General features: G+C 46.4%; 23 protein-coding genes. 18 read left to right on the top strand and 5 right to left on the bottom strand.

The window, feature by feature from the left end:
• Positions 1-153 precede the first annotated feature (153 nt).
• Genes JOC27_RS08760 through JOC27_RS08750 form a run of 3 tightly spaced genes read left to right on the top strand, consistent with a single transcriptional unit; the run spans position 154 to position 3,857 of the window.
• Positions 154-1,830, top strand: a complete 1,677-nt coding sequence (locus tag JOC27_RS08760; protein ID WP_205006914.1) for a hypothetical protein — start codon at positions 154-156, stop codon at positions 1,828-1,830.
• A 54-nt stretch (positions 1,831-1,884) separates the two neighbouring features.
• Entirely contained in the window at positions 1,885-2,640 is a 756-nt protein-coding gene (locus JOC27_RS08755; protein ID WP_205006913.1) for an ABC transporter ATP-binding protein, read from the top strand.
• Entirely contained in the window at positions 2,628-3,857 is a 1,230-nt protein-coding gene (locus tag JOC27_RS08750) for an ABC transporter permease (RefSeq protein ID WP_205006912.1), read from the top strand. The genes JOC27_RS08755 and JOC27_RS08750 overlap by 13 nt, the downstream gene beginning before the upstream one ends.
• Before the next feature lie 234 nt (positions 3,858-4,091).
• Here the strand turns inward: JOC27_RS08750 and JOC27_RS08745 are convergent, their stop codons facing one another.
• The gene (locus JOC27_RS08745) at positions 4,092-4,526 is read right to left on the bottom strand and encodes a ferritin-like domain-containing protein (RefSeq protein WP_205006911.1); all 435 of its coding nucleotides are present in this window, start codon (positions 4,524-4,526) and stop codon (positions 4,092-4,094) included.
• A 253-nt stretch (positions 4,527-4,779) separates the two neighbouring features.
• Between JOC27_RS08745 and liaF the strand changes: the two genes are divergently transcribed.
• From liaF to JOC27_RS08720, 5 genes are all read left to right on the top strand, one after another.
• On the top strand, positions 4,780-5,559 hold the full coding sequence (gene liaF, locus JOC27_RS08740) for a cell wall-active antibiotics response protein LiaF (RefSeq protein WP_205006910.1): 780 nt from the start codon (positions 4,780-4,782) through the stop codon (positions 5,557-5,559).
• Positions 5,560-5,561: 2 nt separating this feature from the next.
• A complete protein-coding gene (locus JOC27_RS08735; protein ID WP_205006909.1) occupies positions 5,562-6,593 on the top strand; it encodes a sensor histidine kinase in 1,032 nt (343 codons plus the stop codon).
• 18 nt (positions 6,594-6,611) lie between these two features.
• Entirely contained in the window at positions 6,612-7,220 is a 609-nt protein-coding gene (locus tag JOC27_RS08730; RefSeq protein WP_205006941.1) for a response regulator, read from the top strand.
• Between the two features lie 260 nt (positions 7,221-7,480).
• Positions 7,481-8,173, top strand: coding sequence for a YjbE family putative metal transport protein (locus tag JOC27_RS08725; RefSeq protein ID WP_205006908.1), 693 nt, complete (start codon positions 7,481-7,483; stop codon positions 8,171-8,173).
• 82 nt (positions 8,174-8,255) lie between these two features.
• Positions 8,256-8,954 carry a TerC family protein gene (locus JOC27_RS08720; RefSeq protein WP_205006907.1) on the top strand — a complete coding sequence of 233 codons (699 nt, stop codon included), beginning with the start codon at positions 8,256-8,258 and terminating at the stop codon, positions 8,952-8,954.
• A 292-nt stretch (positions 8,955-9,246) separates the two neighbouring features.
• Here JOC27_RS08720 and JOC27_RS08715 read toward each other — a convergent pair whose 3' ends face one another.
• Positions 9,247-10,158 carry a LysR family transcriptional regulator gene (locus JOC27_RS08715; RefSeq protein WP_205006906.1) on the bottom strand — a complete coding sequence of 304 codons (912 nt, stop codon included), beginning with the start codon at positions 10,156-10,158 and terminating at the stop codon, positions 9,247-9,249.
• A 297-nt stretch (positions 10,159-10,455) separates the two neighbouring features.
• Between JOC27_RS08715 and JOC27_RS08710 the strand changes: the two genes are divergently transcribed.
• Positions 10,456-11,691, top strand: a complete 1,236-nt coding sequence (locus JOC27_RS08710) for an MFS transporter (RefSeq protein ID WP_205006905.1) — start codon at positions 10,456-10,458, stop codon at positions 11,689-11,691.
• Positions 11,692-11,881: 190 nt separating this feature from the next.
• On the opposite strand, the gene JOC27_RS08705 is transcribed toward JOC27_RS08710, so the two are convergent.
• On the bottom strand, positions 11,882-12,784 hold the full coding sequence (locus JOC27_RS08705) for a YitT family protein (RefSeq protein ID WP_205006904.1): 903 nt from the start codon (positions 12,782-12,784) through the stop codon (positions 11,882-11,884).
• An 85-nt stretch (positions 12,785-12,869) separates the two neighbouring features.
• Positions 12,870-13,868, bottom strand: coding sequence for an aldo/keto reductase (locus JOC27_RS08700; RefSeq protein ID WP_205006903.1), 999 nt, complete (start codon positions 13,866-13,868; stop codon positions 12,870-12,872).
• Positions 13,869-14,009: 141 nt separating this feature from the next.
• Here JOC27_RS08700 and JOC27_RS08695 point away from each other — a divergent pair, with 141 nt between their 5' ends.
• From JOC27_RS08695 to JOC27_RS08675, 5 genes are all read left to right on the top strand, one after another.
• Positions 14,010-14,576, top strand: coding sequence for a GDSL-type esterase/lipase family protein (locus tag JOC27_RS08695; protein ID WP_205006902.1), 567 nt, complete (start codon positions 14,010-14,012; stop codon positions 14,574-14,576).
• 650 nt (positions 14,577-15,226) lie between these two features.
• Positions 15,227-15,784, top strand: coding sequence for a glycerol-3-phosphate responsive antiterminator (locus JOC27_RS08690; RefSeq protein ID WP_205006901.1), 558 nt, complete (start codon positions 15,227-15,229; stop codon positions 15,782-15,784).
• A 294-nt stretch (positions 15,785-16,078) separates the two neighbouring features.
• A complete protein-coding gene (locus JOC27_RS08685) occupies positions 16,079-16,912 on the top strand; it encodes an MIP/aquaporin family protein (RefSeq protein ID WP_205006900.1) in 834 nt (277 codons plus the stop codon).
• A 30-nt stretch (positions 16,913-16,942) separates the two neighbouring features.
• Positions 16,943-18,436, top strand: coding sequence for a glycerol kinase GlpK (gene glpK, locus JOC27_RS08680; protein WP_205006899.1), 1,494 nt, complete (start codon positions 16,943-16,945; stop codon positions 18,434-18,436).
• Between the two features lie 247 nt (positions 18,437-18,683).
• Positions 18,684-20,369 carry a glycerol-3-phosphate dehydrogenase/oxidase gene (locus tag JOC27_RS08675; RefSeq protein WP_205006898.1) on the top strand — a complete coding sequence of 562 codons (1,686 nt, stop codon included), beginning with the start codon at positions 18,684-18,686 and terminating at the stop codon, positions 20,367-20,369.
• Positions 20,370-20,464: 95 nt separating this feature from the next.
• Here JOC27_RS08675 and JOC27_RS08670 read toward each other — a convergent pair whose 3' ends face one another.
• Positions 20,465-21,715, bottom strand: a complete 1,251-nt coding sequence (locus JOC27_RS08670) for a hypothetical protein (protein ID WP_205006897.1) — start codon at positions 21,713-21,715, stop codon at positions 20,465-20,467.
• A 263-nt stretch (positions 21,716-21,978) separates the two neighbouring features.
• Here JOC27_RS08670 and JOC27_RS08665 point away from each other — a divergent pair, with 263 nt between their 5' ends.
• From JOC27_RS08665 to copZ, 4 genes are all read left to right on the top strand, one after another.
• On the top strand, positions 21,979-23,382 hold the full coding sequence (locus JOC27_RS08665) for an aspartate ammonia-lyase (protein WP_205006896.1): 1,404 nt from the start codon (positions 21,979-21,981) through the stop codon (positions 23,380-23,382).
• 234 nt (positions 23,383-23,616) lie between these two features.
• The gene (locus JOC27_RS08660) at positions 23,617-23,859 is read left to right on the top strand and encodes a metal-sensing transcriptional repressor (RefSeq protein ID WP_239530212.1); all 243 of its coding nucleotides are present in this window, start codon (positions 23,617-23,619) and stop codon (positions 23,857-23,859) included.
• A gap of 24 nt (positions 23,860-23,883) precedes the next feature.
• Positions 23,884-26,283, top strand: coding sequence for a heavy metal translocating P-type ATPase (locus JOC27_RS08655; RefSeq protein ID WP_205006894.1), 2,400 nt, complete (start codon positions 23,884-23,886; stop codon positions 26,281-26,283).
• A gap of 32 nt (positions 26,284-26,315) precedes the next feature.
• A complete protein-coding gene (copZ, locus tag JOC27_RS08650; protein ID WP_205006893.1) occupies positions 26,316-26,525 on the top strand; it encodes a copper chaperone CopZ in 210 nt (69 codons plus the stop codon).
• Positions 26,526-26,660 lie beyond the last annotated feature (135 nt).

The following is a 26,660-nucleotide window of genomic DNA, read 5'->3' as shown; positions in this document are numbered from 1 at the left end:
CGGAGCGAACGTCTGCCTGAAAGCAGACGGCAAGCGCTTGCTTCGATGGGGAAAGGTTCAGTACAATAGAAGCGAGAGGAAAATAATGATTGGTTAATCATGATGGGGATCGTTTGATGACCAGCCGAAAAATGAATAGAAACGGGGAAAATGATGACTTACTTATTTGCTTTTCTCGCCCTAACGCTTCAGCCATCTATCTGGAAACATTACGGCAAGAGTCGTTTTTTCTTATTTCTTCAAGGTGCGCGCTTTGCAAGCGGGCTGCTAATTGTTTTTGTTTTGACCTACTTCAGTCTAATTGACCAAAGCTGGCAAGCATTTTTCAGTATTGGCACACTTTTTCTCGGTATTTTCATGCTGCTTGATTTGATTTTTGTCCGTGTGCCCTATGGAAGCGTCACGCCTTTAATCGGTGCGCTTTGCTTGCTTTTTTTCAGCTTCATCCATTTCTTGTACCCGCTGATGCAGACCAAGGCGGAATATCAATTTATTTCCGGACGAACAACGATTGTGACCAAAAAGGAAGAGTCGATGGATGAACAGCATATACCTGTAGTTCCTGAACCTTATGCCCGTTATAAGAGTGAGAAACTACTTGGGGAAATTGCCCATGTTTCTTACTATGAACTCGGGCATACATCACTGCAGAAGATCGATGGCACGTTGTATTGGGTGACGCCGATTGAATTGAATGGTTTCTTTAAATGGCTGAAAAGCGGTGAGGTGCCTGGTTATATCAAGATGAGTGCGGAAGATGAAAACGCGAATGCCGTGCTTGTTCGTTCAAAAATGAAGTATGTGCCATCTGCTTATTTTAATGATAATCTGAAACGGCATGTCCGTCTCGCTTATTCAAATCCTGTTTTATTCGCGGCAAGTTTTGAACCGGATGATTCTGGCAAGCCTTACTATGTTATGCCTTATGGTTATTATCAGAAATTGCGGCAGATTCCTAATATTAAAGGTGTGATTCTTATCGATCCGGAGAACGGTTCGATGAAACGTTATCCGATCGATAAGGTGCCAACTTTTGTCGATCAAGTCATTCCATCGAAGGTTGCGGAAATGTGGAATCAATGGTACGGCGAGAATGTGCATGGTTATTGGAATAAGCTGCTGGCTCAGGAAGATATTAAAAAGCCAACAGCCTGGTCGCAATCTGATGAAGTCAACGGGGTTTTTGACCGTAGACTTCGATTGAACTGGTTCACCGATTTTACACGGCCAAAGTCAGGCAGCGGTGCGATGGTTGGCTATTCAATGCTCAACACGCGTACTGGAAAAATGACGTATTATTCCGGAGCCAATGGCTTGCTTAATGGAAAATCAGCAATGAATATCGCTGAGAAGACGTTCAAGCAGAATCGTTATAATGCTGGCATTCCGACACTCTATACAATTTATGGTCAAGAAACTTGGGTCGTTCCGCTGATGGATTCCAATGATGTGCTTCGGGAAATGATGTTGGTGAATGCGAAAAACGAGAGTGTTTACAGTGCCGAGACAGATAAGCAAACACTGTTCGATAATTATAAGTATATTCTTGCCACAAAAATGACCAATGACACGTCAGTACCGACGGATCATGCCCACTTGAAAACGGTGAAAGGGACCATAGACAAGATTTATAAGTACCAAGATGATCAGACACATCAAACGTTGATTGAATTTATGCTTCAGGGATATAAAAGAATTTATACGGTTTCTTCTGATCAGAATCCTTATGCTGTTTTTCTAGAGAATGGCGACAAAGTGTCGGTTGTCTACACAGACACTTCTGAAGTGATGACTATTATTCAGAAACTGAAGATTGAAACAACAAAGTAGAGTCATTTGACTCAATAATGAACCAATCAGCGGTTAAATGAGGAAGGCGATTTCATGGTAGTACCTATTTTATCCGTCAATCAGCTAAGCGGCGGTTATTCACGGCAGCGTCCTGTACTTCACGACGTGTCTTTTGATATTAAATCTGGAGAGCTCGTCGGGCTTGTCGGTCTGAACGGTGCAGGGAAAAGCACGACAATCAAGCATATTCTCGGCTTGCTTGAGCCTTTTAGCGGCGAGGTTCGGATTGACGGGCGGACACTTAAAGAAGATCAGCAGGCCTGCCGGCAAAAGATGGCTTATGTCCCCGAACTGCCAGAATTATATGAGCAAATGACTCTGGAAGAACATCTGCAGTTGACCGCGATGGCTTATCATTTAGACAGACAGACTTATCAAGAACGCAGCAAACAGCTGCTTGACCTATTTCATATGGAGAAGCGGCTTCATTGGTTTCCTGTTCACTTTTCGAAAGGGATGCGCCAGAAAGTGATGATTATGTGCGCCTTTCTCGCACATCCTGCGCTCTACATTGTCGACGAGCCGTTTGTCGGTCTCGATCCGCTCGGCATTCAATCACTACTCGATTTAATGGTCGCAATGAAAAAAGAAGGCGCGGGGATTCTGATGTCGACGCATATTCTGTCGACAGCTGAACAGTATTGTGATCGCTTTATCATTCTGCAAGATGGGCAGATTGTCGTCCAGGGAACAATGGAGGAAATTCGCGAGAAGTTTGGACAGAAGGATGCCTCATTGCATGAAATCTATCTGGCGGTTGCACGAGGTGAAAATGAATGGAAGCAATAAACCAGTTATGGAGAAGCCGCTGCTCAGAAAACTTTAGAAGACAGCTGCGCTATTGGAATCTGATCGGCAAAAATAGTGGTCTGATGTTTTTTGTCTATGCGATGATTCTTGCTGGTGCTTTCTATTATAAAAAATGGCTCGACAGCCTGCCCGCTCATTTTCCCGGTGGTTTGCTTCTCACTTTGCTATTCACTCTTTTGGTGGTTCCGTCGCCTATCCGCACTTTTCTCCAGCGTGCCGATTGTGTTTTCCTATTACCTGCCGAAAGTGAACTGAACAGTTATTTTGTGAAAAGTTGCTTGTATTCCTTTGCCATGCAGAGCCTACTGCTTTCCGTTTTCCTAATTATTAGCGCGCCGCTTTATTTTCAGCAGTCGGGAAACAGCGAGACCGCTTACCTGATTGCGGCGCTCGCAATTTTTGCCGCAAAAGGCTGGAATATCTATTGCCACTGGAGGGAACAACGAATTGACGAGACGAAACCGCTGATTATCCTGCGTACGTTCTTATCTTTTTTATTACTTTTCGCGGTTCTCAATGGTATGCGCTGGGTCGCCTACTTATCGTGTGCGGCGGTAATGCTCGTTATTTCTTTTCTGTTGTTTGAAAAACAAGCGGCGCGCGGTCTGCTGAGCTGGGAACGATTAATTGCGATGGAAACGCGGCAGGAGATGAAATTTCTTCGCTTTGCCAACCTTTTTACGGATGTACCGAAGCTCCGCCGGCATGTGCGACCGAGAATTTGGCTCACGCGCTTTGTGCCGGCACGCGGTTTTGATAGAAACGAGGTATATCGGCAGCTTTTTCTCAAAACATTTATCCGTGCGGACGACTATTTCGGTATTTATTGTCGGCTGAACATCATTGGCTGTCTGACGGTTTATTTTGTTTCTATGGGTATATGGACGTTGTTTCTTATCGCTTCTCTTGTTTATCTGACCGGTCTGCAGCTGTTGCCGCTTTGGCGCTATTCATTTCCACAGGCGCTTGAAGGCATGTACCCGGTGAAGAAGGTCTATAAAAAAAAGGCATTCACTCGCTTAATGGCTGGGTTGCTCGCTGCTGAAAGTGTGCTCCTCAGCATTTCGGGGCTGCTGGCGGATTGTAGTCTTTTGAACCTACTCCTTTATCTTATTTCCGGGCTTGGCGTTAGCTTTGTATTTGTTTTCGGCTATGTGCGGCATCTCTTTGAGAAAGAGGGAACGCAACGCTCATGAGTTAGCCCACGTGCCATGGAAAAAATTGCGGTTCAGTACGTTGGATTTGCAAGGAAGCCGAATAATATGAGAATAACTTGGCGTAGCCAAATCCTTTTTTGCATTAATTGCGCTACGGTCGCTCGCTTGCCGCGGGCGCCTATGCTACGTCTTATACACAAAATTATTTATTGCATGCGCGTAAAAAAGAGGTTGTCCACCGTGTGGGGACAACCTCTTTTTTACTGACTAGATTTAAGCGAAAACTGGATCTTTTAATATTTTGGTTAACTTTTCTAGGTGATTCTGCTCATCGGCAATCATGTCTTCCAACTTGACGACGAGTTCAATCAAGCCTAATTCCTGTGCCTGATTGCGGCGTTCTTTATAATTTTCCAATGTTGCAGCTTCAGCAGCCTTCGCGCCTTCAAGCATGGCTTTCGCATCGGTTACTTTTTTGACCGGAGCTGGCACTGTAACGGGTTCACCGCCTAGATTGAATACTTTTTCCGACAGGTATGCGGCATGGCCTAATTCATCAGGAATTTCCTCTTCAAAGAAAGGTTTGAGAATCTGATAATTGAGACCAGAAACAGTTGTTGCATAATAGTTGTATTGAATAACTGCTGAATATTCACCAGCCAGGTCCTTATTCAATCCATCAATTAATGCCTGAACTTTTTGATCCATAGGGCAACACTCCTTGGGTAATTAATATATAATGTATTTCCGTTCCCTATTTATAATAAACCTTATTAAATAATTATAATAAAAAAATGCCCCGTATTCACTATTTCTTCACATTTGCAGAGAGTCCATCAGACCGGAGACGGAGAAAATAACGGGTTACAGTCCCTAGAAAAGGAAAAATGGAGCCTGTATAGTAGAAATTGTTAAAGGCTCGTATTCACCGCTCAACTTAGCTGTTTCAGCAGAAAGGGTGATGCTTATGTCATTAGGTAAGGCAGGAATGGCATTAGCTATTATTTGTATTGGTATTTATTTTTTTCTGCAAAATTTGCATATTATTTCCCCGGGAATGATGTCACAATTTGGCAATTTTATTCCTTTGATAATTATTGCTTTTGCTTTGTTACTTCTCTTGGCCCCGCTATTGCACGGGCACAGACCACATATGTTTTGGGGACTCTTGCTTGGGTTATACGGCAGCTTGCTGCTTGCTGATCAATATGGCAAACTGACCTTTCACTCGCAAGACTTCTGGAAATTATGGCCATATTTAATTGTTTATTTTGGCTTGTCGCTTCTTTTTGGACATACCCATGCGATTCATCACAGAAAACGCTTAGAGGGTAGGGTGCACCATAAAATGAGCAGCGATGGAGGAGCGGCTTGGCGATTAACAGAAAAATTTGTGAACGAGGCAACTTTCCGCAGTGATAACTGGATGGCACAGTCACTTGATGAGCACGTACGGATCGGTGATTATCTTTTTGATTTTACAAAAGCGTTTATTCCAGATGAGACGATTCCCATTCATTTGAGTGGGTGGCTTGGCGATATCAAAATCACCGTGCCTGAGGACCTGGCTTTCCAGATGCACTTAAAAGCAAAAGTCGGTGAAGCGAAGATAGGCAATAACAAGCAGAGCGGCATGCTCAAGAATATCAGTTATAAAACGGCCAATTATGACGAAGCGAGCCGTCGTCTGGATTTTGATTTCGATTTTCAGGTCATTGACCTTAGAATTAATCAGGTGTAACGATGCTGAAGGATCAATTACAGACATTAAAAAAGCAACTCATTGCCGCTGTCTTTACTTGTTTTGGCCTATTTCTTTTTTTACAAATTTTATTCATTTACTATCCAGTGCACAATCAGTGGACGATTGGCAGCCTCGCTGCTTTTGCTGCCTTCAGTCTGCAAGCTTTGGTAGAATTATGGCTTCATACGAAGGCGTATCATCGATTGCGAGAAAAAATGGAGGCGATTGATGTCTTCATTCAGACACTGACCTCAGGAAAACTTTCAGCACGTCTCAGTGTCAGTACTGAGGGCGCGTGGAAGCCTGTCGAACAATCATTGAACGAATTGGCAGACAAGCTTGACACTCAGGTCAAATCGCTGCAGCGGCTTGTGGATGCGAATGTGACCATGATGAGTAAAATTAAAAATGAGGCGGTCACTGAAGAACGGCAGCGACTGGCGAGAGATTTGCATGACGCGGTCAGCCAGCAGCTTTTTGCTCTATCGATGCTTGCCTCAGCGGCTGAACGGACAATTCAGACGAACCCGAAGCTTGCCGCTGAGAATATTGCTGACGTGTCTGATATCGCTCGCAAAGCACAAGCGGAAATGCGCGCGTTGCTGCTTCATTTGCGTCCCGTACATCTTTCCGGCGAATCACTGGCTCAAGGACTGACCCAATTGATTGAGGAATTGAATGGTAAAACACCGATGCACTTTGAAGCATCGATCAGTCCGATCGACGGTTTATCGAAAGGCGTCGAAAATCACTTGTTTCGGCTTTGCCAGGAAGCACTGTCGAATGCGCTTCGCCATTCAGAGGCAACGATGGTCAAAGTGTCGCTGACAACTATAGATCAAACCCTCGTGCTCAATATTTACGACAATGGACGCGGGTTCGACCCGGAAACAGATAAAATTTCATCTTATGGACTGAAAACGATGCGTGAACGTGTGGAAGAGATCGGCGGTCATTTTTCGCTGACGACACATGCGGAAGAGGGAACATCGATTTGGATTCGTGTTCCCATTCAAAGGGAGATGACATGAGTGGATAAAATCAAAGTCATGATCGTTGACGATCACGATATGGTTCGCAAAGGGCTAAAAGCCTATCTTGCTAGCGAGCAGACGATTGAAGTTGTCGGCGAAGCCAAGAGCGGTCATCAGGCGTTAGCGATTTATAAAGACTTGAATCCAGAAGTGATTCTGATGGATTTGATCATGGATGATGGGAATGGAATTGAAGCAACGAAAGGTATTTTGGATGAAAGCCCGCAAAGTAAGATTATCATTCTCACCAGTTATTATGATGATCGGCAAGTTTTCCCGGCAATTGAGGCCGGCGCAATGAGTTATTTGCTCAAAACTGCATCAGGCGATGAAATCATCGAAGCGATTTATAAAGCACATCGCGGAAAAAATGTGATCGATGGCAAGGTTGCTCAGAAGCTTGTTGCGGGTGTTCGTCATACCCTTCACGATCAGCTGACGTCGAGGGAACGCGAGGTGTTACAGTTGATTGCGGAAGGTAAAAATAATGCCCAGATCGCTGAAACGCTATTTATCGGTATCAAAACGGTCAAGACGCACGTCAGCAGTATCTTCAGTAAATTAGAGGTTACAGATAGAACACAGGCGGCTGTCTATGCTTTTCAGCATCATTTGTTTGACTAGAGGACGGAATCCTATTGACAAATTTGTTAAATTTAAAGTATAATAGTCTCAAAGTTAATCAGACTCTCTGAAGGGGAGTAGCCGAAAAAGAAATGTCGTCACTACGGGAGCAATCCCCGGCATTCTTTGGCAGCGTCTGCTGCTAGGCGAGACCTTTGCCTCGAACGGATGAAAAGGCAAAGGTTTTTTTTGTGGGCAGCCTTTCCACCATGAGTTGGAGGGGCTGTTTTTCTTTGATTCTAAGCGCGGAGGCTGATTGAATGGAATTTTTGAACATCGACTTTCTGACATCGCTGCTCCTTATTGTTGGTATCGATCTTGTTCTGGCCGGTGACAATGCCATTGTTATTGCGCTTGCAGCTTCGAAATTGGAAGAAAAGCAGCGCAAGACTGCGATCATCATTGGGACGATCGGTGCGATTGGCATTCGGGCGATTGCCACACTTGTTGTCGTTTGGCTGCTTCAGGTACCTGGTCTGCATCTAATTGGCGGCCTGTTGCTCGTCTGGATTGCTTACAGCCTGCTTCTTAATCCTAAAGAAGAGAAAGGAATTGAGGCGAAGTCAAGTCTTGGTGCAGCTATTGGCACCATTGTCATGGCAGACGCGCTGATGGGTCTCGATAACGTATTGGCAGTTGGCGGTGCAGCGTCCGGACATTATCTGCTGGTCATTATCGGTTTATTAATCAGCATCCCGCTTGTCATGGGTGGCAGTGTTTTGTTTCTAAAACTTGTGGCACGTTATCCTTGGATCACTTTTGCCGGTTCTGGTATTCTTGCCTTTACCGCGGGAAAAATGATTTTTACCGAACCGTTTATTCGCACGACGCTAGATGAAATCATCTGGCTCAAATGGCCAGCCATCCTTTTAATTGTTGGTTCCGTTGTTTTTGCGGGGTGGAAAAAACAGCGAAAATCTGCAAAAACGGTCCTGAAAACAGAGTCTGTCTAAGAAGCAATGATTGTTTTGGTGTATAGCAAATAACGTGTGTGTTATTCATAGTAATTCGTGTTTGAGGAGGTCAATCGTTTTCATGGAAATTTTCACACTTGAATTTTGGTCATCTTTTATCGTCATCGTCGGCATTGACCTTTTTTTAGCCGGTGACAACGCGATTGTGATTGCGCTCGCCGCTGGCCGTCTGCCGCACGAACAGCGGAAAAAAGCGGTGTTGCTGGGCACAATCGGCGCCATCGCCATCCGTATTATTTGTACGGTGAGCGTTGTCTATCTGCTTATGGTTCCTGGTTTGCATTTTGCCGGAGGATTGGCGCTCATTTGGATCGCCTATAAACTGCTTGTTCCTCAAGCGGGGGGTGCCAAACAAATTAAGGCAGCGACGGGTATCTGGGCAGCTGTCCGCACGATTATTGTCGCCGATGCCCTGATGAGCCTGGATAATATGTTGGCAGTTGCCGGTGCGGCAAAAAGCGACCCGTTCCTTGTGATCTTCGGTCTTCTTGTTAGCGTCCCACTTCTGATGGGTGGCAGTGCGATCATCATGAAATTGATTGACCGCTACCAATGGTTGATTTATGTTGGATCAGGGATTTTGGCGATGACGGCAGGGGAAATGCTCTTTTCCGAAGGCTTTGTCCATCGTTTATTTGAGGGAACGGCCGATTGGGTGGAATGGCCAATCGTTCTTGTTATTATTGCCGTTGTCCTCGGTCTTGGCTATATAGAGAAAAAGAAAATGAATCAGCCGCAGAAACGGAATCAGGCGGTCTGAAGCGTTGCGTCTAGAAAAATGAAATAGCGATGTGCGCTCATAAATAAGGCGTCTGCAAATCCGTTCAAACCGGTTTTGCAGACGCTTCTTTTATATATCGCAGTAGCTCGCGCCCAATCGGAGCGTAATTTTTGCAAGAGCTATGTTTAAATTTAATGTTTGTTTCTTACCAATAAGCAATGTGTGCGCCGCCCACGGCAAGCGAAAACATGGCAACAAACGTGTAAAAACAACAACAGACTTTAACAAAGCCTTTGCAAAAAGGACTTGGCTAAGCTACGTTTTTCATGTATTATTTATCATCCTGGTTTACTCGCAAATCCTTATTTAATCGCGCAAAATAATCAAGGATGAAGTCATAGAATTGTCTAACGATCGGCGGATGATAGTGCTCCTGATTCCAGGCAAGACTAATTGTTCGATAGCAATGGGGGCGGGTGATTTTTAGCGGGACAATCGATGCGTCTTCAACGGCATGAAGCGTCAGCGAAGAGAAGAAGGCTATGCCGAGTCCTTCGCGGACAAGGCCGCGTATGGACAGAGAATCATCCACTTCAAAGGCAATATCTGGTTGAAAACCAGCCATTCGGCAATATCGGTCAGTCGTTTCACGAAAAGCGCCGTCCGCTTTCAATACAAAAGGCTCGTGAGCGACGTCGCGCAAATCGACGCTTGTTTGCTGAGCGAGCCGATGCGATTTTGGAACAACGACATAAATTTCGTCATTGAGCAGCAGCACACGGTTATACGGATGATTCTCGTGACCCGGATAAGGGGAGATGCAGATATCGACCTCACCGCTTTCCAGCTGTTGGCTGATCAGCCGTCGGGAAATCTGTTTGACACGGAACCGGACAAAAGGGTGCTGTTTGCGGAAACTGCTTAATAAATCGGGGATAAGCGGTGTGCGCATCACAGCGAGCGATATCGAATCTTCCTTGACATTCGCTAAATCGCTGACCTGTTGCTTCGCTTCCTGAAGAAGGGAAAAAGCAGCCTCCGTTTTATCGAGAAAAATTTTGCCATAGCGATTAAGCTTAATCCGTCGTCCTTTTCGTTCAAACAGCGGGACGCCAATTTCTTCCTCAAGGCGCCGTATTGTTTGACTAAGCGAAGGTTGAGCAATTGAGAGAATATGCGCCGCACGTGTCATATGTTCCAAATGGGCGACGGTCTGAAAATATTTAAGCTGTAAAAGATCCATCTTTTCACTTCCCGAATTTTTTCAATAAGCTTTATTAAAAATCAGCTACCGTCCAAGAAACTAGCTTCGCCAACTTCGAAAAGAGAAACATAGCCTGCATATTAAACAAGGCACGGTAATTCATAGGTTTGATACTATCTTTTTATAATAATATATATATTTGTTTTGATAAACAATACGGACTATCATAGAAACTGCAATTAAATGCGCCACTTTCATAATGGGCGCATTTTCTATCTTCTCACTTTTAAGCATTCAATTTCACTGGAATAGATCAAGTAAAGGCAGGCTTTTTTTGTGCAGCGACCTTTGTGGAAGAAAAATCTTTACGTTTGCTGGTTTGGCTCATTTGCGACTGCAGCGGGAATGAGTCAAATTATCCCATTTCTGCCCCTCTATATTGCGCAGCTCGGGATTCACAGCACGGCGGCTATTGAAAAATGGTCGGGGCTGATTTTCGGTGGAACGTTTTTAATTTCGGCTTTGGTTTCCCCGCTCTGGGGGAAACTGGCTGATAAATATGGACGTAAGCCGATGTTGCTGCGTGCCAGCCTTGGCATGTGTCTCGTCGTTTTTTTTATGTCATTTGTTCAAAATGTTTACGAATTGCTGGCTTTGCGGATGATTATGGGTCTGGTCTCTGGATTTATTCCAGCATCGATTACGTTAGTCGCTACACAGACGCCAAAAGAACGTTCCGGATGGGCGCTCGGCATGCTCTCGACCGGTGCGGTATCGGGTATGCTGATTGGTCCGCTTCTTGGTGGCTTTCTCTCCCAAATCATGGGCATGCGCTTTGTATTTATTGATACCAGTATCATGCTAGCTTGCGCCTTTCTGGCAGCCTTTTTCTTTGTCGAAGAACATTTTCAAGCACAAACAATCAAGCAGCCGACTTTTCGTGAAATGGTTGGCATGACCCCGCATTTTGGCTTGATTCTTTCGATGTTCCTGACAACGTTCATGGTTCAGCTAGCAAATATGTCGATTCAGCCGATTATTACGGTATATGTGCAGCTCCTTGATCCCCATTCGACAAATATGGCTTTGATTTCAGGGATCGTTGTTGCCGCCTCTGGCCTTGCCAGTGTCCTGTCAGCACCGTATCTAGGCAAACTTTCTGATCGAGTCGGTCCACGGCGTGTTCTGATTTTTGCACTGATCTTCACCGGTGTTGTTTTCATCCCGCAAGCTTTTGTCTCAAATCCATGGGAATTGACCATTCTCCGCTTTATTCTCGGATTGGCGACAGCGGGTATTTTGCCATCGATTAATTCAATTGTTAAGAAAATGGCTCCTGGGCAAATCACCGGCCGTTTATTCGGCTATAATCAGTCCTTTCAATTTATCGGGACGCTCGGCGGATCGTTGCTCGGCGCTCATTTGGCTGCTGCGTATGGTATTCCTTTCGTCTTTTTTACAACGAGTTTTCTCCTGTTTCTTAACGCCGGTTGGGTTCTTGTGTCTGAATATCTTTCCAAGCGGAAAGATCGACAGGCGCATCTGCCTGCTCATAAACTACAAATTCACTAAGCACCGACCCGAAAAAAGGAGACCGTCTACTTGCCGAGACGGTCTCCTTTCTTTTTACGTGAAGTATGTGTAAGATTTCAGAGGCGCTAATTTTTCGAAAAACTAAGGATCAGCCGTTTTCAAAGGACTTGGCTGCGATAATTTTCTTTCAAAGCGACAAGGGGCAGGCATGACGTTCTGATAATCTCATTTAATGAATGCTGCGTTTTTTGAAACGGCCGCCTTTAACATCATGAATATCGCTGATGGCAAGGAATGCATCCTTATCGATTGAATCAACAATATTTTTGACTTTAGCCTCTTCTAGTCGGCTAATCACAGTGAAAATGACGTTTTTATCGTTGCCGGTATAGGCGCCTTCACCATTTAAATAAGTGACACCGCGCCCGAGTCGATCATTCAGCGCGTCACCTATTTCCTGATGCAGATCACTGATTATCCAAATTGCTTTTGAAGACTGAAGACCTTCACTGGTGATGTCAATCATTTTGTAAGCAATGAAATAAGCAATTAGCGAATACATCGCTGAATTCCAATTGAAGACGAAGCCAGCAAGAGCAATGATGAAGATGTTAATAAAAAGCACGACTTCGCCGACAGAGAATGGTGTCTTTTCATTAAAAAGTATCGCAAGAATTTCGGTTCCGTCCGATGATCCGCCATTTCGGACGACGAGACCGACACCGATACCCATAATGATGCCGCCGTAGACAGCAGCGAGAAGCGGATCGCTTGTGAAACGGTGGATCGGGCCGAACAATGTCGTCATAAATGATAGCAAAGCAACACCGCAGGCAGAGGTGATTGTAAATGTTTTTCCCATCGATTTATAACCAACAATAAAAAAGGGCGAATTAATTACAATTAAGAAAATACCAATTGGCCAGCCGGAGAGATGCGCGGACATAATGGAAAGACCGACAACGCCACCGTCGATTATGTTGTTCGGGACAAGAAAAATTTCAAGCGCAACGGCTTCAAGTGTGACGCCGATTGCGATCAGCAGAATTCTGGCGGCAAATTGAGCCGCGGGCAAGGGTTGATGCTGTTTGCTCTGGATGGGCGGATGAATCGTTGAATCATTTTTATTCATGAATATGCTGAACCAGCCTTTCCGGACAAAGTTATTTGTTACTCGCCTTTGGTCTTGTGTAACAAAGGATTGCAGGTGACGCGAGTCAGGAAATTTCCTCGCGAGTCGGTGGTGCCATGAAAGCCATACTTGCCGGATGCTCAATATTTTTTTCGAGAATGCGGTCGATTTCAGACATTGTTTCCTGATCCAGATGAAAATCATCAATCTGCGCGGCTGCTGCTATCTGTTGCGGATGCCGTGCACCCCATAGGGCAATGCCATTTTTCGTCTGATCAAGTACCCATCGGACAGCTAGGTCGAGCACTGTTTTCCCAAAACGTTCTTTAGCCAGAGTAGAGAGCTCCTGCACCGCTTGAAGATAATGCTGGAAATTTGGCGCTTGAAACTTCGGATCAGCCTGCCGCAAATCATCGCCGGTAAATAGGCGTGCGGCTGTCATTTTTCCGCTTAGCAAGCCGCGGCACAGGCTGCCGTAGCAAAACGCTGTCAGCTGATGCTGTTTCACATAAGGCAGAATCTCCTGTTCCATTTCTCTCTCGAAAAGATTATATGGTGGTTGAACAGTGTGCAGCGGTGCCGCCGAGCGGAAGGCATCCATCTGACTGACAGAAAAATTGCTGACGCCGATTGCTCGAATCTTTCCCTGACGATACAGGTCTCCGAGTGCCTCAGCGGTTTCCTCAACAGGAACAAGCGGATCTGGCCAATGCACTTGATAAATATCAATATAGTCCGTTTGCAATCTTCGCAGCGAATCGTCGATTTCTTTCAGCACACGTTGTTTGGAACCGTTGCGAAAAACATTTGTACCTTCCCAGTCGAGGCATACTTTTGTAGCAAGCACAATTTTGTCTCTGTGGCCGTATTCGCGGATTGCCTCACCAACGACTTGTTCGGCATGGCCTTGTCCATATGCCGGTGCTGTATCAATCGTTGTAATGCCACTGTCTAGCGCCTGGTGAATGGTTCGGATTGATTCACGATCATCCGATCCGCCCCACATCCATCCGCCAATCGCCCAAGTACCGAGAGCGATGCGTGTCGGATGAAGATCAGTGCCTTGAATTGTTGTTGTTTCCATAAGATCGCCCCTTTTTTTTCATCTATAGTTATTATAATAATTAAAAAGATTTAAAATCAAAGAATAACTATTCCCGGGTAGGGGCAGTGGAAGGATGCCTTCATAAATGAGCAACGAATTTAAGAAACGGGGGAAATTTATTTGCGACAAATTATTTGTTTTGGTGATAGCCTGACAGCTGGTTGGGACGGCAGTCACGTCACACCACGATTAAATGAACGGCTTGAAAATAGGCTTGGTTGCGCCGTGATTAATGCAGGCGTTCCGGGTGAGACAACTCGCCAAGCGTTGCGACGAATTGATGAGGAAGTCGTTCATCGCTTCAAAAACGGCGTGACCGTGTTGTTTGGATCCAACGATGCTTCTTTTCATAAAGGCATTCCGATTGATGAATATGAAGCGAACTTATTAGAAATCGCGCGTCGTCTGAATGATGTTCCTGTTTTAATGATCACGCCGCCACCAGTTATTGAAGCGTGTCAAATTGGGAAAAGGAAGAACGCACGCCTTGCCTGCTATGCCTCTGTGGTGCGCAAGGTTGCGGCAAATTTGCAGCTACCGCTTGCTGATTTTCATCAATTAATGGAGGAGCAGCAAAGGCTTCAAAACTTACTTCTTGCGGACGGGCTTCATCTTTCGGATAGCGGCTATGATTTGCTGGCGCAATTAATTGAAAAGTATATGTTGGACATGCTGAATAAAAAATGATTTCGTGCTCCTTTTGAATTTTTTGCTTCAAAGTAATTTTGTTTTGACGAAAAGAGTCAGGATGACGTGAATAATACGGCACTTTTTTCGAAAAGTGCTTTTTGAGTTCCTGCTTCTTTTTCTATATGCTGAATACGCAGGAACAAGAAAAAACTTATGCGGCAGCTAAGAGGCGGCCAATTGTATCTCTTTATGTTACGTGTTGCTTGTGGCACATCCTATTCGGGGAAGGCTGTGCTACCTGCGACAGCGAACATGCGCGCAATAAAGAATACACCAGCTGAGCGATTAACTGCGGTCGTAAGGAGAGTGAGGGTTGCAAGCAGATAACTGGCGGACAGCACACAAGTCATTTACAAAAACAATTGGATTGAGACAGAGGAACAATCAGAAAAAGGGAATAAAAGGGGTGAAAAAGGGAGCGTATTGCTCCCTTTTTCAAGAGATAAGAAAGATTTTTTGCACAAAAATGCAGCGAGGTCCGCTGGCGCCTTGCGGGAAAAGCGAGCGACTGAAGCACATTTGATACAAATAAGGACCAGGTATAGCCTGGTTTTTTTGATAAAATGCATCATTATTTTCATCAAACGGTCTTTTGTGTAAAATGGATAGATGTAACAAAGCAAAGCAAGTATTAGAGGTGAGTTATCGTGTTGCTTGATGGACAGTGCGTGGTGCCAGCGGTAAATAATATGAGAAGTTTTGAGAAGCTGCTGCAACAACCGTTTCGCAATCTTATTATTCTGGATAGTCATCTCTCGCAAATCGGTACGATGGTTAAGATGGGCAAGGAGAAGGGTAAAAAAATTTTCTTACATGCCGATCTGATCCAAGGCTTGAAAAGCGACCTGCCAGCCGCTGAATTTATCTGCCAGAATTTACGTCCCTATGGACTGATTTCGACGCGAAGCAGTGTGCTTGATGTCGCAAAAAAAAGAGGCCTAAAGACTGTTCAGCGGATTTTCCTGCTCGACTCGCGTTCTTTGGAAACAGGCTATCGCTTGCTCGAACAGGTACAGCCGGATATGGTTGAAATCTTGCCTGGGGTCATACCGGAGATGATTCGACAGGTGGTGAATGATGTGCGCGTTCCGGTCATCGCAGGTGGCTTGATTCATTCAGAACACGGTGTCTGCGCGGCACTTGAGGCAGGAGCAACCGCTATCTCCACATCGAATACGAGTTTATGGACGTTTGATGCCAAATAGAAGCGTGAATCAGCAAACAAGTCCATGCAACATTTTTTCAGCATAAAAAAATTGAACAAATTATTATTTTTTTGTGGCATTTAATTGACAACGCTTACAACGTTGTTTATTATAGGGATGTCAAGTTAATGCTCCACCACGGATATTGAGAGTGAACTGTCCACGGCAGGAAACAGGGCTTCTTAACCGCCCGTCTTCCATGTTGTGGCCTTTTTTTGTGCTTATTTACGAAAAAAGTCGGCTGAGTCAATTGGAAAACTTTGAAATGAAAACGCTTTATGAGGAGGGCTTTAGATGTCAGGCTTTTTGGGAGAATTAATTGGTACAATGATATTGATCATATTAGGCGATGGCGTGTGCGCGGGTGTTAGTCTGACTAAATCGTATGCAAAAAATTCCGGTTGGATTGTTATTACATTTGGTTGGGGACTCGCGGTAGCGGTCGGCGCCTATGCCGTCGGGCGTATCAGTGGCGCTCATCTGAATCCAGCATTGACGCTTGGTCTTGCCGCCATCGGCGATTTTCCGTGGAATAAAGTTCCGGCGTATCTTGCCGGTCAATTAATTGGTGGATTCCTTGGTGCTTGCATTGTCTATCTTCATTATTTGCCGCATTGGAAGGAAACAAAGGACGAAGCGGTCAAATTAGGAATCTTCTGTACGGGGCCAGCAATCAAACTAACGCCTGCAAACCTGCTAAGTGAAATCATCGGTACTTTTGTGCTTGTCGTTGGCATATTGGCGATTGGTGCCAATAAATTTGCCCTTGGTCTTAATCCGCTGATTGTCGGCTTCTTAATTGTTGTTATCGGCATGTCGCTAGGCGGAACAACCGGTTATGCCATTAATCCTGCCCGAGATTTTGCGCCTCGTCTGGCTCATGCGGTGCTTCCGATTCCTGGAAAAGGGAACTCGAATTGGGGCTATGCTTGGATTCCTGTCTTTGGACCGATCATCGGTGGCGTCTTCGGTGCCTTCTTCTACCAAGCCTTTTTTCTCGGCCATTTAACAACGGCTTTTTGGATTTTTGCTGCTGTTATTGTCTTGGTCATTGTGGCTGCAATTCGGAGCAGCAAGCGTTTTTCGGCAGATGATGAAATGTCCGGGCATAAAAAAATTACGGCATAAAGAATTACAACTGAGGGGAGAAATAGAAAAATGGGAAAATATATTTTAGCATTAGATGAAGGAACAACAAGCGTCCGCGCAATGATTTTTGATGAAATGGGCCAGGTGAAACAAATGGCTCAGAAAGAATTCAAACAATATTTTCCGAAATCCGGATGGGTTGAGCAGGATGCAAATGAAATATGGGGCTCCATCTTGTCGGTTATTGCTGACGCATTGTCGACCGGCGAAATTGATCCAAAGGAAATTGCCGCCATTGGTATCACGAACCAACGTGAAACAACTGTTGTCTGGGATCGGCATACCGGTCATCCCATTTATCATGCCATTGTCTGGCAATCCCGACAGACAGCGGATATCTGTCGACAACTTAAAGATCAAGGGTTGGAGGAGACGTTCAAAAGTAAAACAGGTCTTCTGCTCGATCCCTATTTTTCTGGTACAAAGATAAAATGGATTCTTGACAATGTAACGGGAGCCCGCGAGAAGGCGGAAAGAGGCGATTTGCTTTTCGGGACGATTGATACATGGCTTGTCTGGAAGCTTTCCGGCGGTAGCGCGCATGTGACGGATTATTCCAACGCCGCTCGCACCTTGCTCTATAATATTTATGATTTATCCTGGGATCAAGAATTGCTTGAAATTATGGGTGTTCCAAAATCAATGTTGCCGGAAGTCTGCCCGTCCTCTCAAGTCTATGCTAAAACGGTCAGCTATCATTTCTTCGGTGAAGAGATACCGATTGCTGGTATCGCCGGTGATCAGCAATCGGCGCTTTTTGGGCAGACCTGCTTTGAGCAAGGCATGGTAAAAAATACGTACGGTACCGGTTGTTTCATGCTAATGAACACAGGCGAGCAGGCTGTTCATTCGAAAACCGGACTGCTAACAACGATAGCCTGGGGGCTAAATGGAAAAGTTTCATATGCTTTAGAGGGCAGTATCTTTGTTGCCGGATCAGCGATTCAGTGGCTGCGTGATGGGCTGCGAATGATCAAGTCTTCGCCGGAAAGCGAAGAATATGCCAAGAGAGTAGAATCTGCTGACGGTGTCTATCTTGTGCCAGCTTTTGTCGGTCTTGGGACGCCTTATTGGGACGCAGATGCACGCGGAGCGGTTTTTGGATTGACTCGCGGCACGACCAAAGAACATTTTATTCGTGCGACGCTGGAGTCGCTCGCCTATCAGACAAAGGATGTCCTGAACGCGATGGAGAGCGATTCGGGCATTACACTAAAAAAGCTTCGTGTTGACGGTGGTGCTTCAATGAATGACTTTCTCATGCAATTCCAGAGCGATATTCTTGGTGTTTCAGTAGGAAGACCGACAAGTAGTGAAACGACGGCACTTGGCGCAGCATACCTTGCGGGTCTTGCAGTTGGTTTCTGGAGTGATCAGAAGCAACTTGCTGAAATCTGGCAAGTCGGAAAAGCCTATCATGCTGAGATGGCGCCGGAAGTACGCAGTCAGTTGTATCGTGGGTGGACGAAGGCTGTGGGAGCGACACGCGTCTTTAAAAATTGATTTGAAGCAATATGATGGCAAATTTGTGACAATCCGCTTATTCTAGTTATAAGAAGTAGAAATAATAGTTTTTGCGAACAGGTTCATAATTGGTCATGGTTCTGTAAAGACCGCAAAAAACGCCGCGTATCGATTGCTCTATATCATGAGCAGGATACCCCAAGTGTTGCTTGCGGTCTTTTTATTTTTTCGCTTTGATTTTGCGAGAGTTTAGGATAAAAATAAATTTTTTCAGGAGGCAAAAGAGATGTCTTTCTCAACTTTGGAACGCACGCAGCTTTTCTCTGAAATGGCGCGTCAGCCACTGGATCTTTTCGTGATTGGTGGCGGAATAACAGGCGCGGGTATTGCCCTCGATGCCGTATCGAGAGGGCTTCGAGTCGGTCTGGCCGACATGCAAGATTTTGCCGGCGGAACATCCAGCCGTTCAACGAAACTGGTTCATGGAGGTCTGCGCTATCTGAAGCAATTTGAAGTGAAGATAGTTGCGGAAGTTGGTAAAGAACGTGCCATTGTCTACGAAAATGCGCCGCATGTGACTAAGCCGGAAAAAATGATGCTGCCGATTTATCAAGGGGGAACGTTCGGCCGGTTCTCGACAGCTCTTGGATTAAAAGTATATGACTTTCTCGCCGGTGTAAAACGAAGCGAACGACGCGTAATGCTGAGTCGAAAACAAACTTTGAACAAGGAACCTTTGCTGAAGAAGGAAGGACTTAAAGGCAGTGGCTATTACGTTGAATACAGAACGGATGATGCACGACTCACTATTGAAGTCATGAAGGAAGCCGCTGCACGCGGTGTGCAAGCGATTAATTATGCCAAAGTTGAGCGGCTGCTTTATGACGCAGGGCATCGTATCATTGGTGTGATTCTCGTTGATCAGCTGACGAGACAGTCCTATAAAATTTTGGCACGCAAAGTCGTCAATGCAGCTGGGCCCTGGGTCGACACCATTCGCGAGCAAGATCATTCGAATAAGGGCAAGCATTTGCATTTAACGAAAGGCGTGCATATCGTGATCGATGGGCAACGATTTCCGATGGAACAAGCCGTTTACTTCGACACAACGAACGGCGACAAACGAATGATTTTTGTGATCCCGCGTGATGGAAAAGTTTACGCAGGGACAACAGATACGACATATGTCAGCTGGCCGATCGATCCCAAGCCGACAGCTGAAGACCGAGATTATATTCTGGATGCGATCAATGGTATGTTCCCAACCGTCCATCTAGGGCCTGACGACGTTGAGTCCAGTTGGGCGGGGGTTCGTCCATTGGTACAAGAAGAAGGTAAGTCGCCGTCAGAGATTTCAAGAAAGGATGAAATCTTTATATCGGAATCAGGGTTGATTTCGATTGCCGGCGGCAAATTGACTGGCTACCGCAAAATGGCGGAGCGAGTGGTCAACGAGGTAACGGGAGAACTGAAGGCTGAGACCGGTATCAATTATCCGGATTGCCGAACGGAAAAGCTTGAATTATCCGGTGGGCATTTCGGTGGTTCCGCTCATTTCCAAAGCTACGTTGCGGAGAAAATTAAGGAAGGGATAGAGGCAGGGATTGGTGCACGAGAAGCCTCCGAACTTGTAGGAAAATATGGAACAAATGTGTCGGAACTCTTTCATTATTGTGCGATCAATCATCAGGAAGCGGAGCACTATCATTTGACATCTGCTCAACTGGCAACCGTTCAATATGGTATTGAACATGAGATGGTCGTCTCACCGGTTGATTATTTCACGCGCCGAAGCGGGAAAACGTTGTTTTCGATTGATGAAGCGAAAAGTCAGGCAGAACCCGTGCTGGCCTATCTTGCTGATCGATTCAATTGGACATCGGAACAGAAAGCGCAATACACCGCCGAGCTTGAAGCGTCTTTTGCTGAAGCAACGGGATCGCCTGCGTCGAAGGCGATTGCCGGGCAGTGACGAGACAGTCAGAGAGGACTGGGAGCTTCCGCAGACTATTGGCCTGATTGCGGTTTCGTACAGTCGAAGTGAATTTCTAGCGCAAAAGGACTTGGCTACGCCAAGTTTTTTTGTGCTTTCAAGGTGAGAACCAGGCAGTGCAATTTTAATGCGGCTATAGCATCGACAGAGTAAGCCCGGACATCGACAGAGTAGGCCGGGACATCGACAGAGTAAGCCCGGGCATCGACAGGGTAGGCCTGGGCATCGACAGAGAAGGCCGGGACATCGACAGAGTAGAGCGCGGCATCGACAGAGTAGAGCGCGGCATCGACAGAGTAGAGCGCGATATCGACAGGGTAGAGCGCGATATCGACAGGGTAGGCCGGGACATCGACAGGGTAGGCCGGGACATCGACAGGGTAGGCCCGGACATCGACAGGGTAGGCCCGGGCATCGACAGAGTAGGCCGGAACATCGACAGAGTAAGCCCGGGCATCGACAGAGTAAGGCTCGGCATCGACAGGGTAGGCCTGGGCATCGACAGAGTAGAGCGCGACATCGACAGGGTAGGCGGGAACATCGACAGGGTAAGCCCGGACATCGACAGAGTAGGCCTGGGCATCGACAGAGTAGAGCGCGACATCGACAGGGTAGAGCGCGACATCGACAGAGTAGAGCGCGACATCGACAGAGTAGGCCCGGACATCGACAGGGTAGGCCCGGACATCGACAGGGTAGGCCGGACTATCGACAGAGTAGAGCGCGGCATCGACAGAGTAGGCCGGGACATCGACAGAGTAGGACTCAGCATCGACAGAGTAGGCGGGAACATCGACAGAGTAGGCCGGACTATCGACAGAGTAGGCCGGACTATCGACAGAGTAGAGCGCGGCATCGACAGAGTAGAGCGCGGCATCGACAGGGTAGGCCTGGGCATCAACAGGGTAGGCTCGGACATCGACAGAGAAGGCCCGGACATCGACAGAGTAGGCCGGACTATCGACAGAGTAGAGCGCGGCATCGACAGAGTAGAGCGCGGCATCGACAGAGTAGGCCTGGGCATCGACAGGGTAGGCCTGGGCATCGACAGGGTAGGACTCAGCATCGACAGAGTAGGCGGGAACATCGACAGGGTAGGCTCGGACATCGACAGGGTAGGCGGGAACATCGACAGAGTAAGCCCGGACATCGACAGGGTAGAGCGCGACATCGACAGAGTAGGCTTTGGCATTGACAGAGTAGGCCGGAACATCGACAGGGTAGGCCCGGACATCGACAGGGTAGGCCTGGGCATCGACAGAGTAGGCCCGGACATCGACAGAGTAGGATGAAGCATTAGCAGACGCTGCGCCCGTGGCAAACATGCAGCCGAAGCACATTTGATGCAACTAAGTATTAGGCGATTTTGCCCAGTCTTTTATACGCTTGAGAGTGTATTGGATTTCGATTTCAGAGGAATTAAGTATAAGAAAAAACTAAGACTCAGCCATCGTCCAAGGACTTGGCTTCATCAAGTTTTTCTAATGAAAAATTTCAAAAAAACGAGCTTTGCGCAGGTACTGGGGCAGGCTAGGACACGTATAGTGCTAGAGAAAGAACATTCTAGTCAAAGGCTGTGAGAGAAACAATGCAGGAAAAAACAACACGCCTTGAGTATGATTTTCTTGGTAGTCTTGAAGTTGCCTCTGATGCGTATTATGGAATACAGACAAAGCGTGCTGCAGAAAATTTTCCGATCACCGGTTACCGCATGCATCCAGAATTAATCCGCGCGCTGGCTCTTGTCAAAAAAGCGGCTGCACGAGCCAATATGGCCTGCGGCACACTTGATGCGTCATGCGGGCAGGCCATTGTTAAGGCCGCAGAAGAAATTATTGATGGGCGCCTGCACGAACAATTCCTTGTCGATCCGATTCAGGGCGGTGCCGGAACATCGGCGAATATGAATGCCAACGAAGTGATCGCGAATCGGGCGCTTGAGATTTGCGGTTTAAGAAAAGGCGATTACAGCCGGATTAGTCCGAACAACCATGTCAATCAATCACAGTCGACAAATGACGTCTTTCCTACAGCGACTCGTTTGGCGGCGATCACGCTGACCCGTCGATTGCTTCAAGTGATGCGCCAAATGTGCCAAGAGTTTGCAAATAAAGCAAAAGCATTTGACGACGTTTTGAAGATCGGTCGGACGCATTTACAAGACGCCGTTCCGATCCGTCTCGGCCAGGAATTTGCCGCTTATCAGGCTGTCTTTTCTCGGGATATTGCGCGAATCCAAAGAAGTCTGCAATCACTTTATGCGATTAATATGGGGGCAACAGCGATAGGCACAGGGTTGAACGCTAGTCCCGATTACCGGATTGAAGTCAAAAATTTTTTGATCCAAGACACTGGTTTTCCACTGTCTTTGTCAGCTGATCTCGTTGATGCCACCCAGAATACGGATGCTTATACAGAATTGTCGGCTGCATTGAAAATCTGTATGATCAATATGAGTAAAATTGCCAATGATTTACGACTGATGGCTTCAGGCCCGCGCGCAGGTTTGAATGAAATCATGCTACCGCCGCGTCAGCCGGGTTCTTCGATCATGCCCGGAAAGATTAATCCGGTGATGGCTGAAGTCATTAATCAAACCGCTTTTCAAGTGATTGGTAATGATCAGACGATTTCGCTAGCTTCAGAGGCGGGCCAGTTTGAACTCAATGTTATGGAGCCTGTTCTTGTTTTTAATTTACTACAGTCTTTGACGATTATGGCGAATGCGTTTCAAACTTTTACAAAACACTGCCTGGCGGGCATCACGGTCAATAGGGAACGTCTTGAAGCTTTTGTTCGCGGCAATATTGGTATTGTTACGGCGCTTGTTCCCGTTATCGGCTATGAGAAGGCATCTGAAATCGCAAAAGAGGCCTTGAGAGAAGGACATTCCGTTCGCGATATCGTCAAAAGGCGGCGCTTGATTACAGACAAACTGCTTGACCATTTGCTTGATCCACACCATATGACGGAACCGAAGAAAAAAGAATGAGCGAAACCATAGCCGATCCGGCGAAGTCGCGGATTGGCCAGTCTGCCCCTTGTTTGGACAAGCTGGCTGATCAATTGCTGTTTATACCCCAGTAGGGTATAATGAGGAAATGGAGGAGATTGTATGGAAGAAGAAAAGGATTGCTGTCGCTGCGGCGAGTTGGCTGCAGAGGGTTGTGGCACGGATGAGCAAAGAAAACCGGCAGAACCACGCACGTCTGAAGAAAAGCAGAAAATGATTAATCGCTTGAAACGAGTGGAGGGACAGGTTCGCGGCTTGCAGAAAATGATAGCTGAGGATCGCTATTGTATCGATATTTTGATTCAATTGTCGGCGGCGCAGGCGGCTCTACAGAAGCTTGGCTTCTCTGTTCTTGAGCGCCACACAAAGTCCTGCATCGCCAAGGCGGTCGAAGAGGGCCACGGTTCAGAATCGATCGATGAGCTAATCAAAGTATTGAGGCAATTTTATAAATAAATAAAGATGGAAGGAGCGCAGTCTATGAAGAAGGAAATGCAGCTTGGCATTACCGGTATGACTTGTGCTTCATGTTCTTCTCGGATTGAAAAAGTGCTAAATAAAATCGATGGGGTTGAAGCAAACGTCAATCTAGCTCTTGAACAGGCAAAAATTTCTTGGGACAGCGATCAAATAAAACCGAGGCAGATTTCTGAACGGATTGAGCGTCTGGGTTACGGCGTTCGACAAAACAAGCTCGAGTTTGCGATTGGCGGCATGACCTGTGCATCTTGCGCGGCACGGATTGAAAAAGGGCTCTTGCGCATGGATGGGATTGTTTCCGCACAAGTCAATCTTGCGACAGAAACCGGGACGGTCGTTTATCAGCCGGGAATGACGGAACAGGAAGCTATTTTTGATAAAGTACACCAATTGGGTTACCAAGCGTCGGCACATGGAGCACAGGATGTGGATGAAAGCGAGAAACTATTGCGGAAAAAGCGCTATAGATTGCTAATTTCTGCGGTTTTATCGCTACCATTGTTCTATACAATGGTGATGCATCTCCCGTTCCATACGGGTTTGCCGATGCCGGCGCTGCTTATGAATCCATGGTTTCAATTGGCACTCGCCAGTGTCGTGCAATTCTATATCGGTTGGCCGTTTTATCGCGGTGGCATACGCGCGCTGCTGAATAAAAGCGCCAATATGGACGTACTCGTTGCACTTGGAACAAGCGCCGCTTACGTTTACAGCTTGGGACAAGTCATCCTGTATGCACTTGGCCGGACAGCTGTACCTAATCTATACTTCGAGACCAGTGCGGTACTGATTACGCTTGTTTTGCTCGGTAAGTACTTGGAATCGCGGGCTAAGAAACGGACAACGGCTGCGATTGGCGAATTGGTTGAGCTTGGGGCCAAAGAGGCTACGCGTGTAGATCCGGACGGTATCGAACATAAAGTAGCTATCGACGCGGTTCGTATTGGTGATGTGCTGAAGGTGCGGCCAGGTGAGAAAATTCCGGTTGATGGCATGATAATTAGCGGCGAAGCAGCGATTGATGAGTCAATGATAACGGGCGAACCGATCCCTGCAACCAAAAGATCGGGAGACAAACTGATCGGGGCGACGCTCAATACAAATGGAACTTTGTTAATGAAAACAGAACGTGTCGGCGAGGATACAGCGCTTGCCGGAATTGTTCGAATTGTTGAAGAAGCTCAGGGCTCCAAAGCGCCAATTCAGCGGCTTGCTGATAGTATTTCCGGTGTATTTGTGCCCATTGTCATCGGAATCGCGCTGCTTGTATTTGTCGTCTGGATCTCGGCAATCCGTCCCGGCGAGCTAGTGCCGGCGATGACAGCGGCGATTAGTGTGCTGGTCATTGCTTGTCCCTGTGCGCTTGGTCTTGCAACACCAACCTCAGTGATGGTTGGCACGGGAAAAGGAGCGGAATCTGGGATCCTATTTAAGGGCGGTGAATATCTGGAGAGCATTCAAGATATTCAATCAATTCTTTTTGATAAGACAGGAACGATTACAAACGGGCGTCCAGAAGTGACCGATGTGATTTTATTCGGCAAGATGAGTGAAGAGGATATGATGACTTTAACTGCCTCGGCAGAGAATCAAAGTGAACATCCTCTAGCACAGGCTATTGTTTCCTATGCCAAAGAGATGGCGTGGCATCTGCAGCCAACCGATTCTTTTGAAATGCTAACTGGCAGTGGCATTACGGCGCAAGTGGGCGGACACCGGCTAATTATAGGCTCAAGGCGTCTGATGATGAAAGAAAATATCGTGATTCGTTTTGCGCTTGATGATGCCATTCGTTTAGAGAATTACGGGAACACGGTTATTTTTATCGGAATTGATGATCATCTGGAAGCCCTCGTGGCTGTTGCCGACACGATTAAAGAATCGTCTCAGGCGTCGATCAGCAAATTAAAAGCACTCGGGCTCGGGGTCTACATGATAACGGGCGATAACGAGAAAACAGCTCAAGCGATCGCCCGAAAAGCAGGGATTGATCATGTCTTCGCCGAGCTTCTGCCTGAAGAAAAAGTGGATAAAGTGAAAGAATTACAGCAGCAGGGCTATAGGGTAGCAATGGTCGGCGACGGTATTAATGACGCGCCTGCTTTGGCAGCGGCCGACATCGGTATTGCCATTGGCACTGGGACAGATGTAGCGATTGAAGCGGCAGATATTACGCTTGTCGGTGGAGACTTAAGCCACATTGTCAAGGCGCTTGATTTGAGCCGGAAGACGATGCGTAATATTCGCCAGAATTTGTTCTGGGCACTTTTTTACAATGCGATTGGCATTCCGGTTGCCGCGCTTGGGCTACTTGCCCCTTGGGTTGCTGGTGCAGCAATGGCATTCAGTTCGATCTCTGTTGTTGCCAACAGTCTGCGACTGAAGCGTGTCAAAATTTAACAGCGTTTATTTGAATGAAGGAGGTGAAAACAATGGCAGAACGTCAATTGCTAGTCCAAGGAATGAGTTGTGGTCACTGCAAGATGGCCGTCAGCGGTGCATTGAAAAATCTTGACGGTGTCTCATCGGTTGCTGTTGATTTAGCGAGCGGAAAAGTTGATGTTGCTTATGACGAAGGCAAAGTTGGTTTTGAACAGATGAAAAACGCTGTTGAGGACCAAGGGTATGATGTCGTTAAGTAAGTTATATTTGAAAAAATAAAAAGATGGCACTTGGATTTTTTCAAATGCCATTTTTTTTGCACACTTTTTTGCAAATTATCTGAATCGGCTAATCATTTGGGGGATGCTTTTGCACTTCAATATTTTTTAATTTTC

Source organism: Sporolactobacillus spathodeae, assembly GCF_016908935.1.
Lineage (GTDB): Bacteria > Bacillota > Bacilli > Bacillales > Sporolactobacillaceae > Sporolactobacillus > Sporolactobacillus spathodeae.
Note: the sequence above shows the minus strand (reverse complement) of the source record. Positions and strands in the feature narration are given on the sequence as shown.